Genomic DNA, 22,535 nt, shown 5'->3' with positions numbered 1-22,535 from the left:
AATTTTTTGTGATAATTAATTTTATGAAAATAAATTAAAATAAAGTTTTCTATTTTAACTAGGAAATAGTAATTTTTTAAACAGAAAAAAAGTTATTTAACACCAATAAATTCATCAATGAATGGTATTTTTGCTAAAATATATATTATTAACCAAGATAAGATAAAACCTGCAACGAATAGTATAATATAATTGCCTAAAAAGCCAAATGACAAATGGAATATTTTACGGAATATCATTATAATCTGACTGTGAATCAAATACATCCCATAACTGCAGATTGCAACTGATGAAATGAAATTTTTAAGTGAAACGGGAATATTGTTCAAACGGCCACTTGTTTTGAATAAGCAAAACACACCAGTCACTTCAACTATAACCGGAAGTGAATACCTATGGAATTCGAATAATATGCTCTTATCTGCTACTGAACATGAATAAGCCAACATCGCAATAGCCGGAACAATGATTAAAATCCATGAAATGACTGAACTATTGAATATTTTTCTTTCGGAATACCTCAGATAATATCCTAAAACAACAAATCCTATCGGACTTGTGAAATAGGACAGCTTTATAGGACAATCCATCATCAATGTATAATCAAACAATGTTGATACAATCCAGATGACTAAAAAGTATTCGAGTTCGGACAAATCGGCATGCTTAACCCATTTATTGAAGACCGGCATTATCAAGTACACTCCAAGCATCATCCAAAAGAACCAATAAACCGCAGATCCCGGAGCTTTACACATCAAAGTATTCCAGAATACAGTCAGCATGTCCAATATTGCAAAATGCTTTACAAAATTGATGCTTGGAACAAAATAAGATGCTGCAATGAGTAAAATGCTGAATACCAAAGACCAGAAAACAAATGGTTTTACAATACGAGGGACCCTTTTAGACAAAAATCCTCTTAAATCCCAATCACGGCCCAAAAGCAATGCTCCAGACAACATCAGGAACAAGTCAACGCCAATTCTGAAAAAGTTATTAGCGAAAGTCTCAAAAATTCCACTAGCTGAAAAAATAGTATGGACATTATAATTCATTATTTCCCCAAGATGGCCAGTCACATGCAACAGAATAACACATAGAATAGCAACTGCCCTTAATGCATCAAAATAAAAAATACGTCCATTACTTTCCGCCATGATATCTACCCTTCGTCCTCCAAGTCATCATCCGAAGGCTCTTCAATCTCAACTGAAGAGGATGCCTTATCCAATAGTGAAGAACCGTAATGAGGCAATATTATTAACCCAAGGATTGTAGCCATCCAGAAAGATATTAACCTTTCAATGACTGTAGCTGCAGCACTGACTGACGCAGAGATTCCTGCTGCTGAATAAAATATGATCATCATACCGTCAACAGCACCAAGCCCTCCCGGAAGAAGGGGAATCATACCGACAAGAGAAGCGACAATGAACACTTCCCCGATGACAACCAGATTAACTTGAGCGCCAAATGCCAAGAAGACCAGATAAACCCTGATAATTTCAAATACCCATATCAGGAAGGACAATGGTATAGTGTAGGACAAAACCTTCTTGTTTGAGATTAAAAGCTTCATGGTATCCTGGAATCCGAAAATAGCATCATGAATTTTTTCTTCCAAATCCTCTGAATTTTTCTTGTAGAATCTTCTTACAAGACCAATAATCCATCCGTCAACCCTTTTACCGAACCCTGGATTGATACACATGTAAATTAGAACGAACAATAGTGCCACAATTGCAATTACTGCCAAAACCATTACTATCAATAGCCATAAGTCAAAATCAAAGTACATAGCCATTGCGGCAATTGTAATGGCTGCAAGCACCACAAAAGGAAAAGTGTCTAAAGCCCTGTCAGCCACAACTGTTGCAAATGATTCTTCCATAGGATAACCTTTTTGCTTAGATAAAATATATGCACGTACAGGCTCGCCCCCACCACGACCGGAGGGAGTGATATTGTTGACCGCTAAACCTACCAATACCATTGGAATCAATTCACGAATGCTCACATCCATGTCAGCAAGCTTATTGAGAATTTGCCAACGAAAAGCATATAAAAAATAAGTTCCAATTTGAACTAGAACTGCCAACCCAATAATAGTTAAATTAGCCAGCTTTAAAGCCTCAATAACTTCTTCGATACCAACAAACCATAACATTATGGCTAAAATCAGTATACTTACACCTAAGAAAAATAATGTTTTGCGGTCCATAGTTTATATTAATTATAGAAATGATTACTTATAAATTTATATAGAATTTTGTTCAAACTTTACAGTAATGAGGTATATTACTAAAACTGATTTGAGAATCATAGCAAGGAACTCCGGAATGCTAATGATTGGAATAGGTATGATGTGCCTAATTCCGTTAATTTTTGATTTAATTTATTTTGAGTTCGATGTAATCAGTTTTATACTTCCTGCAGGAATTTCAGCATTCACAGGACTGTTCTGCATAAAATACTTTGATGACGTCACCGACAAAAAAATACGTCTGAAACATGGGATGATTATATCTTCATTCGCATGGCTGTGGGCAAGTATTATCGGAGGGATCGTTTTTACACTGGCAACAAACATCCCCCTTATCGATGGTGTTTTTGAAAGCATGTCCGCATTGACCGGTACAGGAATAACCATGTTTGAAAACGTTGAAATTTTACCTCATAGTATCTTATTTTTTAGAGCATTGGAACAATGGATTGGCGGTTTGGGAGTGGTCGTCATGGTCATTGGTGTTTTGACCAAACCAGGATCAGTTTCCTCAAAACTTTACCATTCAGAAGCTCGTGACGAACGTATAAAACCAAGTATTAAAACAACACTGCAAAAAACATTCCAAATTTATGCAATATATACAATTGCAGGATTCATATTGTATTTGCTTGCAGGAATGCCTGTTTTTGATGCCCTTTGTAACACATTCCACATCATATCCACAGGAGGAATGGGCATTAAAAATGCAAATATGGGCTACTATCATGATGATGTAATATATATGATATCCATTATCCTAATGATACTGGGCGCTACCAGCTTTTTAGTGCATTACAAGGTAATCAGCACCAGAGGAAGGTCATTAATCAATGATTTGCAATTTAAAATAATAATAACTGTAATTGCAGGAGTCACATTAATGCTGTACTTCATTTCAAATATCGTTCCAATCGACTTACTATTTACCGTAGTATCCGCAATTACAACCACTGGAGCAAGTGTGGCCTCACCAATGACAATGGCAAGCTGGCCATCATTCGTTATAGTTTGTCTAATGTGCTTAATGTTGACTGGAGGGTCAAACGGATCAACAGTAGGTGCTATTAAGCTTGTACGTATGATTACTTATTTCAAAGGAATATACAGACACATCAGAGAAATCCTATCCCCTGAAGGAAGAGTTGTAGCGGTGAAATTGCAAGGCCGTAAAATACCTGAAAAATCCATTGCACAATCCGGAAACTTCATCACACTATACATGATGATTATAATGTTTACATGGGCACTGTTCTGCCTATATGGATATGACCCATTCAGAAGTTTATTTGGAGCAATGTCCCTTCAAGGTAACAATGGTCTGGAACTCGGAATCATAAACTACACACTAGACCCTGTCCTAAAAATAGTCAGTATGTTCGACATGTGGACCGGAAGACTGGAAATATATCCGGTATTGATTACATTAAGAACATTTTTCGAGATTTTCAAAAGATAATATTTATATTATCAAAAGATAAATAATGATTATTCAATGTTAAATAGGTGATTTAATGTACATTATTATTATGGGAGGGGGACGTGTAGGACTCACTCTTGCAAACTTATTAAGTGAAGATGGAAACGACATTACTTTAATTGAAAGTGACGAGACATTATGCAATGAAGTTGCAGCGGATTTAGATGCACTCGTTATTTGTGGAAACGGTACAAATTCCAAATTGCTTGAAGAGGTAAACATTGATGATGCAGATGTCTTCGTTGCTGCCACTGGAAATGACGAAGCAAACTTACTCTCATGTATTTTAGTTAGAAAATTTGATGTTGAACACATTATCGCACGTGTAAGTAACCCTGACCACGAGGAAGCGTTCAGAGAAGTTGGAATTGATGAGGTAATCAGCCCAGAAATTACAGCTGCAAAACAATTGCAACAAGTTGTAACCAACCCATTAGTTGTTAAATTAACAACCCTCGGAGAAGGAAACGCTGAAATTCATGAAATGAATATTACAAATGACAAAGTTGTCGGAAAACGCTTTAAAGAGATTTCCCCAACTAAAGATTACATTATTATCGCAACCTATCAAAACGGTAAACTTGCCATCCCACAACCTGACGATACAATCGCCCGTGGAGAAAAAATCACTTTACTTGTTAAAAGAGGAAAACTAAGCAAAGTTACCAAAAAATTAGAAAAATAAAATTAGAATAATGAATAAGACATTTTAATATGTTCTTTTCCATTATTTTCAACTATCGGACCATGACCGGGATAAATGTTTTTAACGTCCAGCTCAGTTAATCTGCGGACACTATTTTTCATATCATCAAAATCCCCACCTATGTCCATTCTGCCGACGCCACCGCCAGCAAATATTGTATCTCCAGAAATTAGGCTTTCACCATCCCATAGACAGATTCCACCTTTTGTATGTCCCGGAGTGTGGATTACTTCAAAATCAGCAATTTTATCCCCTTCCTCCAATTCGATATCAACTCTGCAATTTCCTTCATTTTCAAAAACGGACATTGAAGTTCCCAAGGTATCCTTATTTCTAATTGATATCGCATCCAATTTATGGATTGCAACTTTGGCATCCGGGAAAAAGTGATTGCCACCAATATGGTCAAAATGGCAATGAGTATTGACAATCAATTCAATGTCATCAGGCTCAACACCATTTTCACGGATTTTGGAGAATAGATAATCCTTGTTTAAACCAGCACCTGTATCAACTAGAATATTATCATCAATTAAATAATAATTTGAATCGTAATTATAACCTAAAATAAAAACAACTGAGCTCATGAAAGATAATATAATCAAGAAAGTAATTAAAAGTTTTGTAAAAAAAAGTTTTATATAAAAATGGGGTCACAGGGATTTGAACCCCGATCCTGGGATTTCTCTTGCCTCAGTACTCCAATTGATCATCACAACAAGTACTGTTCAGTTACGCGTATATTTCTTCAAAGACAACTGGAGTCCCAGATGATGCCAGGTTACACCATAACCCCACACATAATATACAATAATAAGTTATATTTTAATAATATATAAATATTTGCAATTATTCGAATTTCATTTGCTTATCGATACCTACTATCTCATCGATTTCAAAGCCTTTTTCAAGTGCATAATCCTTTTCAACCTTATAATTTCCGTTTCTTGTTCTTGGAGTATCCTTCGGCTCCATAAATAGCCATTTAGTGTATTTGAACCTGACTCCAATATAAGGCTTAGCACCAAAGATTTTTGAGAATTCGCAAAGGGCATTGATTTGGTCCTGTTCTATGTAAACCTTATCCTTTGTGGTGGTTTTAACCTCAATTGCCAAATATAATTTTCCATTTCCCGCAACAACATCCGGAAGTGGATTTTTTGTAGCTCCTCCAGATGCTGGAGCCCTCATAGCGGCAAAATTCCTATCCCAAAGTTTATGTACCAAATCCCTTTCTTCAGCTGATCCTTTCTTAGCCATATTAACACTCTAATATTAAAAAATTTTATTAACACTAATAATTATTGAAATTACAGTATATAAAGAAAATGAGAGAGCATTTGAAAAGTAATCTTTAAAAAAAATAGTTTTATAAATGGGGCCGGGGCCGAGATTCGAACCCGAGTCCCGGGATCCACAGTCCCGGAGGATGACCGCCTACCCTACCCCGGCATTGAAATACATATGAAAATAAAATTGTTAAAATGCGGGAGCAGGGATTCGAACCCTGGAAGACCTGTGTCAACAGGTCCTAAGCCTGTCCCCTTTGGCCTCTCGGGCACCCCCGCTTATGAAAAAAACAAAGGATACAATAGAAACCATAAAAAATCTTAACAAATTTATAAATGCTCCGACCGGGATTCGAACCCGAGTCTTCGGCTCGAAAGGCCGAAATGATTGGCCGGACTACACCATCGGAGCATACAAATACAAATACGTTTAAATTACATGGGCCCAATGGGGTTCGAACCCATGACCTTCCGGTTATGAGCCGGACGCTCTACCTGGCTAAGCTATGGGCCCAAAAGCGCCATCGACAGGGCTCGAACCTGTGACCAATCGGTTAACAGCCGAACGCTCTACCTACTGAGCTACGATGGCATGAGACACCCATCTTACTTATCCAAGTAAAACCCATGATTCTGAAAATCAAAAGACTTTAAACAGTAATAATAGTTATACATTACATAGTATATAAAGCTTTTGGTTTTTTGCCATATTTGATAAGAAAAATCAAATCTATACAATTATTAATTCAAACTAGTATATAAAGTTTAAGGAACAAAGATACCAGTATGGATCCTGACATTTTTGACTTAATGAAAAAAGCTAATAAAACAACTCTAGAAAAACATGGAAACCTAATAACTCTTGAAAGAGCAGTATTCCTATCCTGGTGGTGTGATAAAGGAGATTGTGCATTCTGCTACATGTCCACACAAAAAAATAAGATCAAAGACCCTGCCAAAGCTAGGAGAAATATGAATAATATCTTTGCAGAGGCAGAAATGTGCAAACGCCTTGACTGGAACATTGAATTCCTGTCCGGAGGATATGAATCATTCACAACACAGGAAATAAAGCACATCGCAACCACAATAAAGGACATAACCGGCGATGGAGTATGGCTAAACACAGGGATAACTGATGAACTGGCCGAATACGGATCAGAAATCAAGGGAATAACCGGTGCAGTCGAAGTTGCCAATCCCGAAATCCATGAAAGGGTCTGCCCATCCAAAAAACTGGATGACATCAGCAACATGCTAGACACTGCACATGATTTAGGATTTAAAAAAGCAATTACAATCATTTTAGGTCTTGGAGAAACATTGGATGATGTTGATTATATTATAAATTATATCAAGGACCACAAAATTGACAGAGTAATCTTCTATTCACTAAACCCTCATAAGGAAACAATATATGCAGACTCATCACAGCCGGCATCACTTTATTATGCACAGGTTGTTTCACAGGTGAGATTGGCTTTCCCAGATATTGAAATAATATGTGGAACATGGATTGATAACTTAGCAAATATTGGAATATTGATATTGAGCGGAGCTAACGGAATAACTAAATTCCCTCTATTCAAAATGTTTGGAACCAAATATGGAAAAAGAGTTGAAGAAGAAGTCAAATGGGCAGGACGTGAACTTAAGGGAACATTCACTGACAAAACAAAATTGGGTCCTAAAGAAAGTGATGTTTCACCAGATTTGGACAAGTTCATTAAAAGATATGTTAAAGAATCATTAAAGAATAAATATTAATTATAATATATTAATTATAATAAAAAAATAATTTAATAATTAAATAATTAGAATGCAGGTGTTTAAATGACATTAAATGTGTGCGTTATTGGTGCAGGTGCTCTTGGTACTGCAATTTCACAGACAATAAGTGAAAACGTGCCTGTACTATTACACTTAAGAAATCAAGAATTATGTGATGACATCAACAATACAGGATACAACACACAATATTATCCTAATCAAAAATTAAATGAAAATATAAAAGCTACAACAGATTTCAATGATTTAAAAGAATGTGAAATCATTTTTTTAGCAATACCTTCTTCAGCATTTAGAACAACATTACAAAGATTAAAAGAAGTTATTGATAATGACACTATCATAGTCACTACTGCAAAAGGAATCGAATATCCTTCACTAAATACAATGGGAGATTTGATTTCAGAATATTTCGATGAAAATTTCGTTGCACTGTCAGGACCTAATTTTGCATCAGAAATTATGTTGAATCAACCTACAATTACCAATATTGCATCAAGAAAACGTGAAAATGCAGAAAAAGTTAAAGATGTTTTGGCAACCAAGGAATTTAAAGTAAAGATAATTGATGACATAAAAGGAATTGAACTTTGTGGAGTTCTAAAAAACATTAATGCAATAGCTAACGGAATTTGCGAAGGAATGAACATTAATGAAAATGCAAGATACAGTATTTTAACAAAAGGATTTAAGGATACCATAAAAATCATTGAAGCTATTGGTGGGAATTCAGACACCGCTCACGAATATTGTGGTTTTGGAGATTTAATCATGACTTCCACTTCCCCAGAAAGTAGAAACCACACATTAGGAATACTTTATGGTCAAAGATTAATCATTGACGAAGCAGCAAGCGGAATAGTGTTTGAAGGAAAAAATTCCATTAGAGCAGTAAGAGACATATGTAATAATTACGATATCAACAGTGACATTGTGGATTTTGTTTATGACGTTATTATTGAAAGAATAGCTCCTATTAGAGCATTTAATAAACTATGGAAGAAAATTGAATAAAAAGGTGAATATATGATTGGAGTAATTTTATCAGCGGGAATGGGAACAAGACTAATGCCTCTCACAAAAGACAGGCCAAAACCATTGCTTGAAATCAATGACATGACTTTGCTTGAAAGAATGATTAAAAACCTAATGAACGAAGACATTAAGGAATTCATTTTAATTGTAGGATACAATAAGGAAAAAGTGTTCGAAATAGCACCAGTACTTGAAGAAAAATATGACATATCAATCAATGTCATCGAAAATGAAAAATATGACGTTACAAACACTTCCGTTTCAACATATCTTGCAAGCAAATACATTGAAGAAAACCAAAAAGACGATTTCATATTAATTAACGGAGACAATGTTGTTGATCCGGAAATCATTACAAGAATCGCTGAAAGAGAAAACACCAGTCTTATTGTCGACAACTTTAAAGACCTCAATGAGGAATCATTCAAGATAATCATTGAAGATGAAACTTTCAATGAAGATAAAACAATTGCCAATGGAACCATTAAGGAAATAGGTAAGGGAATTGACATTCCAAGTTCCACTGGGGAATTTATCGGAGTTTCAAAAGTTTCATCAAAAGACATATCCAAATTTAATGAGATTCTCGAAGACCTAATGGAAGAGGATAAGCAAAATTATTATGATTTTGCATACAAGCCATTAAGCAAAATCACTCCTATTGACTTTGTTTTAACAAACGGACTCAAATGGACCGAGATTGATGACCATAACGATTGGGAACAAGCTCATAAACTAATTGATGAATTTGAAAAATAATTCATTACTTTTTTTAATTTTTTTAATAATATAACTTCACCATAAAATAGCCTATTTTTAATAATATTTATAAATTGAATTAAACAAATATAAAGATAATATAAAAAATTATCCTAAAAGGGAGGAATTATTATTAGTGACGATGTCGATATGATGTGTGGACTTGAAATCCACGTACAACTAGAAACTGAATCAAAATTATTCTGTGATTGTCCTACAAATTATCAGGACGCACCTATTAATTCAAACATCTGCCCAGTTTGTCTTAATCAACCAGGTGCAAAACCACATCCAACAAATGAAAAAGCATTAGAAAATGCATTAATGATTGCATTAATGTTAAACTGTGAAATTGATCAAGACGTAATATACTTCATGAGAAAACATTACGATTATCCTGATTTACCATCCGGTTATCAAAGAACTTCAGTTCCTATTGGAATTAACGGAGAGTTAAATGGAATTAGAATCAGAGAAATTCACGCTGAGGAAGACCCTGGTCAATTCAAGCCCGACAGAGGTACAGTTAACTTCAACCGTTCTGGAATTCCATTAGTTGAAATTGTTACCGAACCGGATATCAAATCCCCAGAAGAAGCAAGGAACTTCTTAAAAGAATTAATTCGTGTTTTACAATATAGTGGAGGAGCACGTGGGGAAGGTACCATGAGAGCTGACGTTAACATCTCCATCAATGGAGGAAACAGAGTAGAAATGAAAAACGTTAACTCAATCAAAGGTGCATACAAAGCATTGAAATTCGAACTTGTAAGACAGAAAAACCTTATGAAAAGAGGAGTTGAAGTCAAACAGGAAACCCGTGCATACCTCGAATCACAAATGATTACCGTAGGTATGAGGATGAAAGAGGATGCAGATGACTACAGATTCATCACAGACCCTGACTTGCCTCCAATGAAAATTTCAGATGAAACCATTCAAAGAATTTTAGACACAATGCCTGAAGCACCTCACAACAAGGTTAAAAGGTTCATGGAGGACTATGACCTTGATGAGGAAACCGCTAAGGTATTGACTTCAGAGCTCGACCTCGCTATTGCATATGAAGAAGTTGTAAAAGAGGTTGACTCCAAATTCGCAGCGAAAGTAATGAGAGACGAACTCAAGAGAGTATTGTCCTATAACAAACTAGACTTCGCAGACAGTGGAATTACCTCTGATGATTTAATCGAATTCTTGAAAATGCTTCAAGACAAAGAAATCACTGCAAAAGCAGGACACAAAATCATCGAACAAATGCCAAACAATGACAAATCTCCAAAAGCTATTGCTGAAGAATTAGGATTGCTTGGTGTTGTCAAAGAAGATGAAGTTTTAGCTGCAGTAAAACAAGCTATCGAAGAAAATCCAAAAGCTGTTGATGATTACTTAGGTGGACAAAAAGCATCACTTAACTTCCTTGTTGGTCAAGTAATGAGATTAACCAGAGGAAAAGCAGACCCTGGAGAGACTGTTAAACTATTAAAAGAAAATATTGAATAGGAGGAAGCTACATGGCAGAAAAAAAATCTTTCGTGAAAGATTATATGACTAAAAATGTTATTAGTGTTTCTCCTGATACTGAAACTGAAAAAATAATAGAATTGATGAAAGAGAGTCATCACAACAGTTATCCAGTGGTGGATAATGGTAAATTGGTTGGTATGGTAACTGCATTTGACGTTGTTGCTAAAGAATGGGCAGATACAGTTTCTGGAATAATGAGTACCAAGTTAGTAGTTGCAAACCAAGATTTATCAATCAATGACGCTTCCAGAGTAATGTTTAGAAGAGGTATTTCAAGAATGCCTGTTGTCAATGAAAACGGAGCATTAGTTGGAATCATCACAAATACTGATATGGTTAGGTCCCACATTGAAAGATCCACTCCTAACAAGGTCGAATACTTTAAAAAGACCATGGAACAATTGTACGGCATCAAAACAACATTGAAACATATGCCCGTGGATACCCACAAATTAAGACCTACTCAAGACAGAGTGTATGCAGATGAACTTGAAGGAAGAGCATATGAATTAGAAAAAGGATTAGCAGAACCGGCAATTGTTGTAAAAACCGGTGACAGATGGATTTTGGTCGATGGACACCATAGAGCAGTTGCATCTGCACAAAAAGGATATGAAACCGTTGACTCATATGTTATTGATTTAGGCAAGGACATCAGATTAGGTATGGAAAAAACAGCGGACAAATCCGGAATATATACCTTTGACGATATCGAAATCATTGATGATGACAAACATCCATTAATAGCCCTTACCGAAAGCATGCAAGATCAAGAGTCAAAAGGTGATGATTAAATGAGCAATGATAAAATTATCAGAGAGGTATATGAAGTATTGGAATCCAGAAGAGACAATCCTATCGATTCATACACTTCAAACATCATGAAAGACAGCGATAAAAAAGCAGAAGACAAGATTCTTGAAAAAATAGCTGAAGAAGCGGGAGAAGTGTTAATCGCTTCTAAAAATGATGAAAACCTCGTATACGAATCAGTTGATTTAATTTTTCATACCTTGTTGCTTTTGGTATATAAAGGCGTAGAACTCGATGAAATTTTCGAAGAATTCGAAAGAAGAAGAAAATAAGTAAAAAATATATTATAAAATTTATATAAGTTTATTTAATTGAAAAATATTGGTTATTACAATGTTTGATACATTCTCAGAAAAGAAATTTTTATTAACAGAATTGGTTAAGAAAAATTTAACTGCAAAATATAAGGACTCTGTCTTAGGGATACTTTGGAGTTTCTTTAATCCATTGTTAACTATGATAGTGTTTACAGTCGTTTTTTCAATGCTGTTTGGAAAAAATGTTGTAAACTATCCTGTTTATTATTTGGCAGGTAGAGTAATATTTGATTTCTTTAACCATGGTACTAAGGGAGCAATGAACTCAATTAGGAAAAATGCACGGTTGCTTAAAAAGATTTATGTACCGAGACCAATGTTTCCTGTTAGTGCAATATGTTACGAATTTGTTAACTTTTTAATTTCATTTGTAATCTTATTTGGAGTAATGTTTGTAACTGGAGCTCAATTCCATCCTACATTGATATATGCAGTAATCCCAATAATATTGATTATAATATTGATATTTGGAGTAGGATTGATTTTAGCAGTTTGCAACACTTATTTCACTGATATTGGATACTTATACAATGTATTTACCTTAGTATTATTATATGCATCCGCATTGTTCTATCCAATTGAGATTGTTCCAACAAAGTTCCAGATAATATTTTCATTAAATCCTGTTTACTGTGCAATGACCTGCCTCAGGCAATGCGTTTATGGAGTTGCACCTAGCTTTTCCACAATGTTATACATTGCAGCATTTGCATTGACCACACTGGGAATTGGAATATTATTATTTAACATTTACGGCAAAAAATTAACTTTAGAATTATAGATAGGTGTTATTATGAGTTTAATGGAAAAAATAAGACGATTATTAGGGAGAAATATTGTTAGAAACAATACACCAGATATAGACTCAGACATTGCGATTAATGTCGAACACCTAACCATGGAATTTAAAGTGTCAAATGATAAAATCGACACTTTAAAGGAATATTTTATCAGAACAATTAAACGTGACAAGGGCGAATCAAAAAAAGTCAAAGTCCTTGACGATATTTCATTTACCGTTAAAAGAGGAGAAAAATTAGGGATACTCGGATTTAACGGTGCAGGTAAAAGTACTCTTTTAAGAATTATTGCCGGAATCTACGAACCTAGTGATGGACAAATTACAATTAATGGTAAAATTGCACCATTGCTTGAACTGAGCGCTGGTTTTGATAAAAACTACTCTGGAAAGGACAACATTTACCTGAACGGAGCATTACTCAGCATGAGTAAAGAGTTTCTTGATGAGAAATACGATGAAATCGTAGAATATTCCGAGCTTGGAGACTACATTAATTACCCTGTCAAGAATTACTCCAAAGGTATGAAAGCAAAATTAGGTTTTTCAATCGCTACCCTAATTGATCCGGATATTCTAATTATTGACGAGATTCTTTCTGTGGGAGACATCAAATTCAGAAAGAAAAGTGGTGAAAAGCTTAATGAAATGATGGCAGATGGAGTTACAGTTTTACTAGTTTCACATTCAATCAATCAAGTTAGAAGAATATGTGACAGATGCATTTGGATTGACAGCGGTGAGTTAATCATGGAAGGCGAAGTTAATGAAGTCTGTGATGCATACGTTGAAGATGCAAACTATGCAAAAATTAAAAAAGAAAGAAAAATGAAACGTAAATTGAGGAAGAAATATGGATAAACGATGGCTAGGAATACTTATTATTGTTATAGCAGGACTCGCCTGCATGTATCTGATTGTTGATTCATCAAATACTGTTGGAAAAGCAGTGACTGTTGTTGATGAAATGACCGTAACACTACCTAGCGGTTTCAATATATTAAAATCAACTGATAAAAGCGTTCATTTATTAGATCATCAAAACAATACTGCAAATATTACTATAAAAGGATTAGGAGACAATTCTTCAGAATTTTTTAAAAATAAATTAAAATCCTTAAAAGACAGCGGCGAAGTAAACATTACAGACACAACTGAAAACAGCACCGCCAAAGTAATATTTTATAAAAATCTAACAAACGATAAAGAATATTCAATTTCATACTTTGTAAAGGACAATCATACTATTGAATTAAAAATGGACAAATATGACAATTGGAAAGATGATTGGGATTTCATAGTGAGTACAGTAGTACATAATTTCAAACAGAACAAATAGGAATGTTATAACTTTAATTCAAGATTATGCATTCCCCTTTCAAATCTTCCAATTTTTACTCTTTTTTTATTAAATTCTTTAAAGCCCATTTTTTCATAAAGAGCTTTTGCCCCAGTGTTTCTAAAATCAGCATCTAAAATTACACGCTTATAGCCTTTCCTTTTGGCATAATCAATGGAGTCCAATAGAACTTTCCTGCCCATGCCTTGGCCCCTTAACGATTCATCGATTGCGACCTCGGCAATGTAAAAGTCATCTTTTCCAATGTCGCATAAAACAAAATGATCAAGTATATCAACAATTATTAGCCTAGGAGATTTTAGGCGAAATTTATGAGAGGTCTTGTAAGTGAAAATAATCAATATCCCAATTATTTCACTGAAATCATCCAGAACGACTTTAAAGTATTCATCCTTATCCTGTTTACATAAATCATGAGCGATTGTTTCAACAGCTTTGGATTCATTCCTAAAAAGCATGTCAAATGTTCTGAAGTCCACATCATAAACCAATTTTGCAACCTTATCAACATCATGAACGTTACAGTCAAATGTTTCATATCTCATCTAATCACTGTTTACAATAGTTAGTGCAAATACCCCTGCCCCAAATCCGTTATCAATATTAACAACGGCTATTCCTGGAGCGCATGACTGAAGCATTGCATCAAGAGCGACTCTTCCTCCTTCTCCAACACCATATCCTACTGAAGTTGGAACGGCAATGACAGGCACATCCACAAGACCCGCAACAACAGAAGGCAGCGCACCTTCCATTCCTGCACATACGATGAACGCCCTAACGCCTTCCTTAACCATATGAGCTATTTGAGGGAAAAGTCTATGGATTCCGGCAACTCCAATGTCATAAGAGGTTATTGCTTCACATCCTCCTTCCTCTACAATTACCCTTGCTTCTTCCGCAATATTGATATCTGATGTTCCTGCAGTGATTATTCCAATTTTTGCAGTTGGCTCTTTTTCAGTGATTTCCTTTCTGATGACTAATATTTGCGCCCTTTTGTTATAATCGAAAATATAAGGGTTTTCACCCAAGTCGGATAAAATCCTTTCATATCTTTCATTGGACAATTTGGTTATTATCAAATCGTCTTCACTTCTTTTGAGATAATTTCTGATGATTGTTATTAAATCATCATAATCCTTGCTTGGTGAGAATACTGCTTCAGGAAACCCTGTCCGTTCATTACGTTTAATATCGAATTTAGCAATATCATCAAACTCTAAAATATTGTCCGCTTTTAGGAGATGTTCCGCCTCATCTACATTAAGTTCCCCTTTAACCAATCTTTCAAGAATATCTTTCATAATATTATATATAAGATAAAATTATATAAAATTTGACTTACAATATTATAACTTAATGAAAGCTTTAAAGATTTTAACTCAAGGAATTGTCCAGGGCGTTGGATTTAGACCATATGTCTACAGGCTAGCGGTAGATTTAAATTTGAATGGATCTGTAAGAAACCTTGGAAATGTAGTTGAAATCATTATTGAAGGTGAAAAAACCTCTGATTTTGTTGAAAGACTTCCTGAAGAATTGCCACCAATTGCCAAGATAGATTCAATGGAAGTTGAGGAAATTGATATTGAAAATTATAATGATTTTGAAATCATTGAAAGTGGCGATGCATACTCCGGGGTCAGCGTCATACCCCCAGATATTGCAATCTGTGATAAATGCCTGGCCGAAATCAGAAACCCAAATGACCGCAGATACAAGTATGCATTCAATGCATGTACCGATTGCGGACCTAGGTTCACTGTGATTGAAAGTGTCCCTTATGATAGAATTAGAACCTCAATGGATGAATTCCCATTATGTGATGACTGTCTTGTTGAATACAAGCAACCTTTAGATAGAAGATATCATGGCGAAGCGATATGTTGCAGCGATTGCGGACCGCAAATGAGTTTTTATGATGGATTGGAAAGGGTCGAATGTGACAATCCTATAAGAAAAGGTGCCGAAGTTTTGGAAAAAGGCGAAATACTTGCCATCAAGGGTATCGGCGGAACACACCTTGTTGTTGATGCATACAATGATAAATCCATCAAGGAATTAAGAAAAAGACTGAACAGACCAAATCAAGCGTTTGCAGTAATGTGCAAAGATCTGGAAAGCCTTAAAAAATATGCCCAACTTTCAAAAAGGGAAATTGAAACAATTACATCTAACAAAAGACCTATTGTCATCTTAAAGAAAAATGAAGGTTACAGATTCCCGGAAAGTTTATCCCCCGGACTTCACAACATCGGAGTCATGCTCCCATACTCACCAATGCATTACCTTTTGTTTGATGAAAGCGAGATTGACACATTCGTCATGACCTCCGCAAACATTCCCGGAGAGCCTATGATGATTGACAATGAGGAAATCATCAACGGAGTCAATGACTATTCACTTGTCCACAACAGAAAAATACTGAACCGTTGCGACGATTCCGTGATTAGGTTCAGAAATGACGAACTGTCTTTCATTAGACGGTCCCGTGGTTACACCCCAGAGCCATATACAATAAATTATGAGGTTAATGACCTGGACGTTCTTGCACTGGGACCTGAACTTGATGTTACATTTTCAATAGCTCGTGGCGATAAGGTATATCCGTCACAGCATATTGGAAACACCAACAAACCTAAAACACTAGAGTTTTTGAGAAAAGCTATTGAAAATATGGAGCGCATTACCAAAATCAATGAATTTGATGTTGTTGCATGTGACATGCACCCACATTTCTTCACCACCCGTTTGGCCCATGAACTGGCTGAAAAATATGATGCAGAAGTATTGCCCGTCCAGCACCACCATGCCCACAGTATTGCACTTGCAAACGATCATGGAATTGACGAGATGATTGTTATTGCAGCAGACGGAGTGGGTTACGGCAGCGACGGAACAAGCTGGGGAGGAGAAATCCTTTATACTGACATAAAGAATTTCGAAAGAATGGCACACCTCCAACCTCAACTGATGCCTGGAGGAGACATGGCCACAAGATATCCTGCAAGAATGCTTGCAAGCATCATCGATGATGAGGAAATGATTAAGAAATATTCTGATTATTTCAAGTATGGGGAAATTGAAATTAAAAATATATTCAAGCAGATTGCCTCAGGAATCAATGTTGGAATATCAACAAGTACCGGAAGGGTTCTCGATTCAATGGCTGTTGCTTTGGAAATTTGCCATGAGAGAACATATGAGGGAGAGTGTTCTATGAAACTTGAATCATCTGCATATTACTCAACTAAAGAATTGGAAATTCCGGTGATTATAGAAAATGACCAATTGAACACCACTGAAATATTGCGTGAAGTTGTGAGATTATATCAAAATGGTGAGAAAAAGGCAGATGTTGCAGCGGCGGGCCAAACAGCAGTGGCAAGAGGCTTAAGTGAACTTGCATTAAGTGCTGCAGACAAAAAAAGCATTGCAGACATTGGCGCCACTGGAGGAGTGTTCTACAACGAGGCGATTACTGAAACCGTGAAGGATTGCATTGAGAATAACGGTTATAATTTTATCCAGCATCTGAATACCTGCGCAGGGGACGGTTCAGTTTCACTGGGCCAAAGCATTGTTGCTAAAAAAATTTAAAAAAAGTGTTTGAACATTAATTCAAACAAAAATCATCTATTTTTCATGGTCCTTTCAAGGATATATTCAGCCCTTTCCAAAAGGTTGCCGTATAATCTGATTTGATTTTTCAACTCATCAATTGCCTCGAGTTGTCCGTCATCGATTCTTTTTTCAATATCCAGTAATCTAGACCATTCATCTCCTGATGGAAGTTGTAATGTATTGAGCATGTCGTCGGTAAACTGTACATCGAAGTTATTTCTGTTAATGGTAATATGAATATTAACTTCGTTTTGCAAATCATAGTATTTACGTGGGCGACCTCTTAAAATCTTTTTATAAGAAGAGTTTAGAATCCCTATATCTTCCATTGCACGCAAGTGTGCAATAATTGCTTTTTGACCAATGTCAAGTTCATTGGAGATTTCACTTACAAACATAGGTTCTTCTCTTAAAAGATTTATAATGTCTCTTCTAGTTTTACAACCCATTACATCAAGGATATCCTCCACATCAATGTCTCCGGAAGGGTCATTGTAATTGGTTCTCAATTCTATATGACCGCTGGGTGAATTGACATTTCTGCGAGGTTTTTCATTTTTCTCAATGTCGTTTGTATTAGTCATGTTTATACATTATGTATCGAAACCTTTATATAACTTTTTGTTACTATAATAATGTAAGAGAAAGATAACTTTTGGTTACTTTAATATTTGGTTCAGAAAAACTTGAAGTAATAGCTCTTATTTGATGAACCATTTTCCTATATGTCCATAAATTCCCAAAAAACCAATATTAAATAACTAAAAGAAAAACTTCTCGGTTAAGAGTTATTACAAAAGTTTTTCCAAAAACCTAAAAAAGGTGTAACTATGACTGATGAAAATAAAGGCGAAACTGAAGTTGAAACCCAAGATTTCGAAGAAAAATTTGAAGAACTTGAAAAAGAGTTAATTCAAAAAGATGTAGAAATCGAAAAACTCAAAAGCGATCTTGAAAAATCCGAAGCTGAAACTCAGGAATACATTTCACTATCCCAAAGGCTTCAAGCTGATTTCGAAAACTTCAAAAAAATTACAGATAAAAGAAATAAAGATCTTGTAAAATTCGCAAATGAAAACGTTATCAAAGACTTCCTAGATTGCTATGAAGACTTCGGCAGAGCTTTAGAAACAGAAAATGATGAAGATTTAAGAAAAGGAATCGAATTAATATATAATAAATTTACTGATGTACTCACAAAAGAAGGCGTATCCGAAATACCTGCAAAAGGCGAAAAATTTGACTTGAACAAGCATGAAGCATTAATGGTTCAAGAGTCCGATGAAGTTGAAAACGGATATGTTATTGAAGAGTTAATGAAAGGATACATGTACAAAGACAAAGTTCTTAAATATTCAAAAGTTATAGTTTGTAAAAAATAATGTTTATTAAATTAATTATAAAAAAATAAGGTGATATTTTATGTCTGACGCTAAAAAAGAAAAAATTATTGGAATTGACTTAGGTACAAGTAACTCTGCAGCATCTGTGCTTGTAGGAGGTAAACCAACTACAATCCCATCTGCAGAAGGAGCAAGCCAATATGGTAAATCTTTCCCAAGTTATGTTGCATTTACAGAAGACGGTCAAATGTTAGTTGGAGAACCTGCAAGAAGACAAGCAGTAACAAACCCAGAAAATACAATCAGTGCAATCAAAAGAAGCATGGGTACTGACCACAAAGTTACTGTAAACGGAAAACAATACTCTCCACAAGAAATTTCCGCTTTCATCTTACAAAAAATTAAAAAAGATGCAGAAACATTCTTAGGAGAACCTATTGAAAAAGCAGTTATTACCGTACCAGCTTACTTTGACGACAACCAAAGGACCGCAACCAAAGATGCAGGTACCATTGCTGGATTAGATGTTGTAAGACTCGTTAACGAACCAACCGCAGCAAGCCTCGCATACGGACTTGACAAAGCTGAAGAAGATGACATGAACATCATGGTATACGATTTAGGTGGAGGTACCTTAGACGTAACCATCATGGAATTCGGTGGAGGAGTGTTTGAAGTAAGATCCACCAGCGGAGACACCCAACTCGGTGGTACCGATATGGATAACGTATTAATCAAATACTTAGCTGACGAGTTCAAAGCACAAGAAGGTATTGACTTAATGGATAACGACCAAGCAGTACAAAGATTAAGAGAAGCTGCTGAAAAAGCAAAAATCGAATTATCCACTACCACAACTACCGAAGTAAACTTACCGTTCATTGCAATGGGAAGTGACGGCACTCCTAAAAACTTAATTATCTCACTTACAAGAGCTAAATTAGAAGAGCTCGTTGATTCAATTGTTGAAAAATCAGGTAAACCAATGCAACAAGCATTAGATGATGCAAAAATGAGCAAATCAGAAATTGACAAAATCATCTTAGTTGGTGGACCTACCAGAATGCCAATTGTACAAAAATTCGTAGAAAAATTCATAGGAAAACCAGTTGAACGTGGTATCGACCCAATGGAATGTGTATCCATGGGTGCTGCTATTCAAGGAGGAGTATTAGCTGGTGAAATTAAAGACATCGTTCTTTTAGATGTAACTCCATTATCCTTAGGTATTGAAACCTTAGGTGGAGTATCAACCACTTTAATTGAAAGAAACACTACTATTCCAACCAAGAAAAGTCAAGTGTTCTCAACTGCTGCTGACAACCAACCTTCAGTAGACATCAACGTATTGCAAGGTGAAAGGAAAATGGCAGCTGACAACACCTCCCTCGGACGTTTCCAACTTGTAGGTATCCCACCTGCACCAAGAGGAGTTCCACAAATCGAAGTGACCTTCGATATTGACGCAAACGGTATTATCAATGTAACTGCTAAAGATAAAGGAACAGGTAAGGAACAAGCAATTACCATTACTTCCTCAACCAAGTTATCTGATGAAGAAATTGAAGAAAAAATCAAAGAAGCAGAAATGAATGCTGAAGCTGATGCAAAAAGACAAGAAGAGATTGAAATCAGAAACAACGCAGACTCATTAATTTACACTTCAGAAAAAACTTTAGATGAACTCAAAGATCAAGTGTCTGAAGATGAAAAAACTAAAGTCGAAGGACTTGTAGCTGAATTAAGAGAACTTATAGCTGGCGATGACGTTGATGCCATTAAAGCTAAGTCTGATGAACTCTCTAATGTAGTTCAAGAGATTGGCGCTAAAATCTACCAACAAGCACAAGCTGAAGCTCAAGCACAACAACAAGCTGGAGCTGACCCTAACGCTGGTGCCAATGACGGCGATGATGACACAATTGATGCAGACTATGAAGTAAAAGACGATTAGATTAAATAATACAGTTTTATTAGATTGTTAGGTTAAGACAAATCAGAATCAGAATCAAAAAAATAGTTAAACTAACAATTAAAATAAAACTATTATTTATTCTATTATTATTTTTTTAAGGTGAACAAATGGCAGACAAGCGAGATTATTATGAAGTTTTAGGTGTCGATAAGGACGCTGACGAAAAAACAATTAAAAAAGCTTATCGTAAATTAGCCAGAAAATACCATCCAGACGTTTGTGATGAACCAGATGCAGAAGATAAGTTTAAAGAAGTGAGTGAAGCGTACGCTGTCTTGTCTGATGATGAAAAACGTCAAAGATACGATCAATTCGGTCATGCAGGAATGGATGGATTTACTGCAGAAGACTTCTACCAAAACGTGAACTTTGAGGACATATTCCAAGGATTTGACATAGGAAACATTTTTGACATGTTCGGCTTTGGAGGAGGTGCTCGTACAAGAGGAAGAACCGGCCCTCAAAGAGGTTCCGACATTTACACAGAAGTCCCAATTACTTTAGAAGAGGCATTCAACGGCTGTGAAAAGGAAATCAAAATCACAAGAAGCGAGTTATGCCCAACATGTAACGGTTCCAAATCAAAACCTGGCTCCAACCCTGAAACATGTAAGACATGTGGCGGAACAGGACAAATCAAGGAGGTCAGCAACACTTTCCTAGGCCAAATGGTTAATGTGAGACCATGTAGAGAATGTGGGGGAACTGGTAAGATAATTACCGATCCTTGTGAAGAGTGCCGTGGAAAAGGAAGTGTCAGAAAATCCAAAACCATTAAAATAGAGATTCCTGAAGGAGTCGATGAAGGCAACCACCTAAGGGTTTCCGGTGAAGGAAACTGCGGTGAAGGTCCAGGCCTTGAAGGAGATTTAATAGTAACAGTTCATGTTAAAGACCATAAGCAGTTCGTTCGTGAAGGAGACCACCTATACATGGAACAGCAAATCAGCTTCCCGCAAGCTGCGCTCGGTGACGTGTTAAGTATCCCTACAATCGAGGGAAAAGAAGTCGAGTTCAAGATTACTCCAGGAACACAAAGCGAAACCGTCTACAAGTTAAGGGGACAAGGTATGAACTCCGTCAGGCATTCAGGCAGAGGAAACATGTATGTAACCGTCAAGGTTGTTGTTCCTAAGAAATTAAACTCAAAGCAAAAAGACTTGCTTAAGGAATTCGCTGAAGTCAGCGGAGATGAAATTAAACACGTTGAAAGAGGACTCTTTGATAGAGTTAAGGATGCGATGAAGTAGATTAGTTTTTCACTAATTTACTCCCACACTTTTTCTTATTTTTAGACTTCATTAAATTTACATTTGATTGTTTTATTTGTGAAATTTTGAAGGTTAATCTTATAATTCACAGTATCTATTTTTAAAATTTGCATTACATTTGATGTGATGTAGATGCAGCGAACAAAATTGGCGAAAAGATCATTTTTGTAAAAAATTATC

22 protein-coding genes and 6 tRNA genes are annotated in these 22,535 nt (G+C 35.7%); 15 read left to right on the top strand and 13 right to left on the bottom strand.

Features of this window, described 5'->3' with window-relative positions:
• Nucleotides 1-92 precede the first annotated feature (92 nt).
• Entirely contained in the window at nt 93-1,160 is a 1,068-nt protein-coding gene (locus ILA26_RS00395; RefSeq protein ID WP_292892852.1) for an acyltransferase, read from the bottom strand.
• A 5-nt stretch (nt 1,161-1,165) separates the two neighbouring features.
• On the bottom strand, nt 1,166-2,224 hold the full coding sequence (locus tag ILA26_RS00390; protein WP_292892851.1) for a UPF0104 family protein: 1,059 nt from the start codon (nt 2,222-2,224) through the stop codon (nt 1,166-1,168).
• A 67-nt stretch (nt 2,225-2,291) separates the two neighbouring features.
• On the opposite strand from ILA26_RS00390, the gene ILA26_RS00385 reads away from it, so the two are divergent.
• Nucleotides 2,292-3,725, top strand: coding sequence for a TrkH family potassium uptake protein (locus tag ILA26_RS00385; protein ID WP_292892850.1), 1,434 nt, complete (start codon nt 2,292-2,294; stop codon nt 3,723-3,725).
• A gap of 55 nt (nt 3,726-3,780) precedes the next feature.
• On the top strand, nt 3,781-4,431 hold the full coding sequence (locus ILA26_RS00380; protein WP_292892849.1) for a TrkA family potassium uptake protein: 651 nt from the start codon (nt 3,781-3,783) through the stop codon (nt 4,429-4,431).
• A 2-nt stretch (nt 4,432-4,433) separates the two neighbouring features.
• Here ILA26_RS00380 and ILA26_RS00375 read toward each other — a convergent pair whose 3' ends face one another.
• From ILA26_RS00375 to ILA26_RS00340, 8 genes are all read right to left on the bottom strand, one after another.
• Nucleotides 4,434-5,039, bottom strand: coding sequence for an MBL fold metallo-hydrolase (locus tag ILA26_RS00375; RefSeq protein ID WP_292892848.1), 606 nt, complete (start codon nt 5,037-5,039; stop codon nt 4,434-4,436).
• Nucleotides 5,040-5,100: 61 nt separating this feature from the next.
• Nucleotides 5,101-5,248: transfer RNA gene (locus tag ILA26_RS00370), tRNA-Trp, on the bottom strand.
• 53 nt (nt 5,249-5,301) lie between these two features.
• Nucleotides 5,302-5,712, bottom strand: a complete 411-nt coding sequence (hjc, locus tag ILA26_RS00365; RefSeq protein ID WP_292892847.1) for a Holliday junction resolvase Hjc — start codon at nt 5,710-5,712, stop codon at nt 5,302-5,304.
• A gap of 116 nt (nt 5,713-5,828) precedes the next feature.
• Nucleotides 5,829-5,904 (bottom strand) — tRNA-His (locus ILA26_RS00360).
• A gap of 33 nt (nt 5,905-5,937) precedes the next feature.
• Nucleotides 5,938-6,020, bottom strand: a tRNA-Leu gene (locus ILA26_RS00355).
• 58 nt (nt 6,021-6,078) lie between these two features.
• Nucleotides 6,079-6,153: transfer RNA gene (locus tag ILA26_RS00350), tRNA-Glu, on the bottom strand.
• Nucleotides 6,154-6,181: 28 nt separating this feature from the next.
• A tRNA-Ile gene (locus ILA26_RS00345) sits at nt 6,182-6,255 on the bottom strand.
• 5 nt (nt 6,256-6,260) lie between these two features.
• Nucleotides 6,261-6,333, bottom strand: a tRNA-Asn gene (locus ILA26_RS00340).
• Between the two features lie 194 nt (nt 6,334-6,527).
• Here ILA26_RS00340 and ILA26_RS00335 point away from each other — a divergent pair.
• The 9 genes from ILA26_RS00335 to ILA26_RS00295 all read left to right on the top strand — a co-directional run bounded on the left by ILA26_RS00335 (nt 6,528) and on the right by ILA26_RS00295 (nt 14,118).
• Nucleotides 6,528-7,508 carry a radical SAM protein gene (locus ILA26_RS00335; RefSeq protein ID WP_292892846.1) on the top strand — a complete coding sequence of 327 codons (981 nt, stop codon included), beginning with the start codon at nt 6,528-6,530 and terminating at the stop codon, nt 7,506-7,508.
• Between the two features lie 66 nt (nt 7,509-7,574).
• On the top strand, nt 7,575-8,543 hold the full coding sequence (locus tag ILA26_RS00330) for an NAD(P)H-dependent glycerol-3-phosphate dehydrogenase (protein WP_292892845.1): 969 nt from the start codon (nt 7,575-7,577) through the stop codon (nt 8,541-8,543).
• Between the two features lie 12 nt (nt 8,544-8,555).
• Nucleotides 8,556-9,323, top strand: a complete 768-nt coding sequence (locus ILA26_RS00325) for a phosphocholine cytidylyltransferase family protein (protein WP_292892844.1) — start codon at nt 8,556-8,558, stop codon at nt 9,321-9,323.
• Between the two features lie 150 nt (nt 9,324-9,473).
• Nucleotides 9,474-10,826 (top strand): Asp-tRNA(Asn)/Glu-tRNA(Gln) amidotransferase subunit GatB, encoded by a 1,353-nt coding sequence (gene gatB / locus ILA26_RS00320; protein WP_292892843.1) that lies wholly within the window; start codon nt 9,474-9,476, stop codon nt 10,824-10,826.
• 11 nt (nt 10,827-10,837) lie between these two features.
• Nucleotides 10,838-11,644, top strand: coding sequence for a CBS domain-containing protein (locus ILA26_RS00315; protein WP_292892842.1), 807 nt, complete (start codon nt 10,838-10,840; stop codon nt 11,642-11,644).
• Entirely contained in the window at nt 11,645-11,935 is a 291-nt protein-coding gene (gene hisE / locus ILA26_RS00310) for a phosphoribosyl-ATP diphosphatase (protein WP_292892841.1), read from the top strand.
• A gap of 61 nt (nt 11,936-11,996) precedes the next feature.
• Nucleotides 11,997-12,761, top strand: coding sequence for an ABC transporter permease (locus ILA26_RS00305; protein WP_292892840.1), 765 nt, complete (start codon nt 11,997-11,999; stop codon nt 12,759-12,761).
• 12 nt (nt 12,762-12,773) lie between these two features.
• Complete coding sequence (locus tag ILA26_RS00300; protein WP_292892839.1) at nt 12,774-13,640, top strand: ABC transporter ATP-binding protein; 867 nt, start codon at nt 12,774-12,776, stop codon at nt 13,638-13,640.
• Nucleotides 13,633-14,118, top strand: a complete 486-nt coding sequence (locus ILA26_RS00295) for a hypothetical protein (protein WP_292892838.1) — start codon at nt 13,633-13,635, stop codon at nt 14,116-14,118. The genes ILA26_RS00300 and ILA26_RS00295 overlap by 8 nt, the downstream gene beginning before the upstream one ends.
• A gap of 5 nt (nt 14,119-14,123) precedes the next feature.
• Here ILA26_RS00295 and ILA26_RS00290 read toward each other — a convergent pair whose 3' ends face one another.
• Both ILA26_RS00290 and larB read right to left on the bottom strand, forming a co-directional pair.
• Entirely contained in the window at nt 14,124-14,684 is a 561-nt protein-coding gene (locus ILA26_RS00290; RefSeq protein ID WP_292892836.1) for a GNAT family N-acetyltransferase, read from the bottom strand.
• On the bottom strand, nt 14,685-15,446 hold the full coding sequence (gene larB / locus ILA26_RS00285; protein WP_292892835.1) for a nickel pincer cofactor biosynthesis protein LarB: 762 nt from the start codon (nt 15,444-15,446) through the stop codon (nt 14,685-14,687).
• Between the two features lie 55 nt (nt 15,447-15,501).
• On the opposite strand from larB, the gene hypF reads away from it, so the two are divergent.
• Complete coding sequence (hypF, locus tag ILA26_RS00280) at nt 15,502-17,742, top strand: carbamoyltransferase HypF (protein ID WP_292892834.1); 2,241 nt, start codon at nt 15,502-15,504, stop codon at nt 17,740-17,742.
• 32 nt (nt 17,743-17,774) lie between these two features.
• On the opposite strand, the gene ILA26_RS00275 is transcribed toward hypF, so the two are convergent.
• Nucleotides 17,775-18,350, bottom strand: a complete 576-nt coding sequence (locus ILA26_RS00275; protein WP_292892833.1) for an ArsR family transcriptional regulator — start codon at nt 18,348-18,350, stop codon at nt 17,775-17,777.
• Nucleotides 18,351-18,596: 246 nt separating this feature from the next.
• On the opposite strand from ILA26_RS00275, the gene ILA26_RS00270 reads away from it, so the two are divergent.
• The 3 genes from ILA26_RS00270 (at nt 18,597) to dnaJ (ending at nt 22,334) form a co-directional block, all read left to right on the top strand.
• Nucleotides 18,597-19,148, top strand: coding sequence for a nucleotide exchange factor GrpE (locus ILA26_RS00270; RefSeq protein ID WP_292892832.1), 552 nt, complete (start codon nt 18,597-18,599; stop codon nt 19,146-19,148).
• Between the two features lie 40 nt (nt 19,149-19,188).
• Entirely contained in the window at nt 19,189-21,063 is a 1,875-nt protein-coding gene (dnaK, locus tag ILA26_RS00265; protein ID WP_292892831.1) for a molecular chaperone DnaK, read from the top strand.
• 128 nt (nt 21,064-21,191) lie between these two features.
• Nucleotides 21,192-22,334 (top strand): molecular chaperone DnaJ, encoded by a 1,143-nt coding sequence (gene dnaJ, locus ILA26_RS00260; RefSeq protein ID WP_292892830.1) that lies wholly within the window; start codon nt 21,192-21,194, stop codon nt 22,332-22,334.
• Nucleotides 22,335-22,535 lie beyond the last annotated feature (201 nt).

The sequence above is a fragment of the Methanobrevibacter sp. genome (genome assembly GCF_017940815.1).
Classification (GTDB): Archaea; Methanobacteriota; Methanobacteria; order Methanobacteriales; family Methanobacteriaceae; genus Methanocatella.
The sequence above is the reverse complement of the archived record's forward strand: the minus strand, read 5'-3'. Positions and strand labels throughout refer to the sequence as shown.

Bases quoted from the DNA above. Each gene is read 5' to 3' on its own strand.
- ILA26_RS00315 (WP_292892842.1), top strand. From the start codon at position 10,838: ATGGCAGAAAAAAAATCTTTCGTGAAAGATTATATGACTAAAAATGTT.
- ILA26_RS00390 (WP_292892851.1), bottom strand. From the start codon at position 2,224: ATGGACCGCAAAACATTATTTTTCTTAGGTGTAAGTATACTGATTTTA.
- ILA26_RS00270 (WP_292892832.1), top strand. From the start codon at position 18,597: ATGACTGATGAAAATAAAGGCGAAACTGAAGTTGAAACCCAAGATTTC.
- hypF (WP_292892834.1), top strand. From the start codon at position 15,502: ATGAAAGCTTTAAAGATTTTAACTCAAGGAATTGTCCAGGGCGTTGGA.
- gatB (WP_292892843.1), top strand. From the start codon at position 9,474: ATGATGTGTGGACTTGAAATCCACGTACAACTAGAAACTGAATCAAAA.
- ILA26_RS00380 (WP_292892849.1), top strand. From the start codon at position 3,781: ATGTACATTATTATTATGGGAGGGGGACGTGTAGGACTCACTCTTGCA.
- dnaK (WP_292892831.1), top strand. From the start codon at position 19,189: ATGTCTGACGCTAAAAAAGAAAAAATTATTGGAATTGACTTAGGTACA.
- hisE (WP_292892841.1), top strand. From the start codon at position 11,645: ATGAGCAATGATAAAATTATCAGAGAGGTATATGAAGTATTGGAATCC.
- ILA26_RS00275 (WP_292892833.1), bottom strand. From the start codon at position 18,350: ATGACTAATACAAACGACATTGAGAAAAATGAAAAACCTCGCAGAAAT.
- ILA26_RS00290 (WP_292892836.1), bottom strand. From the start codon at position 14,684: ATGAGATATGAAACATTTGACTGTAACGTTCATGATGTTGATAAGGTT.
- ILA26_RS00385 (WP_292892850.1), top strand. From the start codon at position 2,292: ATGAGGTATATTACTAAAACTGATTTGAGAATCATAGCAAGGAACTCC.
- dnaJ (WP_292892830.1), top strand. From the start codon at position 21,192: ATGGCAGACAAGCGAGATTATTATGAAGTTTTAGGTGTCGATAAGGAC.
- hjc (WP_292892847.1), bottom strand. From the start codon at position 5,712: ATGGCTAAGAAAGGATCAGCTGAAGAAAGGGATTTGGTACATAAACTT.
- larB (WP_292892835.1), bottom strand. From the start codon at position 15,446: ATGAAAGATATTCTTGAAAGATTGGTTAAAGGGGAACTTAATGTAGAT.
- ILA26_RS00325 (WP_292892844.1), top strand. From the start codon at position 8,556: ATGATTGGAGTAATTTTATCAGCGGGAATGGGAACAAGACTAATGCCT.
- ILA26_RS00305 (WP_292892840.1), top strand. From the start codon at position 11,997: ATGTTTGATACATTCTCAGAAAAGAAATTTTTATTAACAGAATTGGTT.
- ILA26_RS00300 (WP_292892839.1), top strand. From the start codon at position 12,774: ATGAGTTTAATGGAAAAAATAAGACGATTATTAGGGAGAAATATTGTT.
- ILA26_RS00375 (WP_292892848.1), bottom strand. From the start codon at position 5,039: ATGAGCTCAGTTGTTTTTATTTTAGGTTATAATTACGATTCAAATTAT.
- ILA26_RS00295 (WP_292892838.1), top strand. From the start codon at position 13,633: ATGGATAAACGATGGCTAGGAATACTTATTATTGTTATAGCAGGACTC.
- ILA26_RS00395 (WP_292892852.1), bottom strand. From the start codon at position 1,160: ATGGCGGAAAGTAATGGACGTATTTTTTATTTTGATGCATTAAGGGCA.
- ILA26_RS00335 (WP_292892846.1), top strand. From the start codon at position 6,528: ATGGATCCTGACATTTTTGACTTAATGAAAAAAGCTAATAAAACAACT.
- ILA26_RS00330 (WP_292892845.1), top strand. From the start codon at position 7,575: ATGACATTAAATGTGTGCGTTATTGGTGCAGGTGCTCTTGGTACTGCA.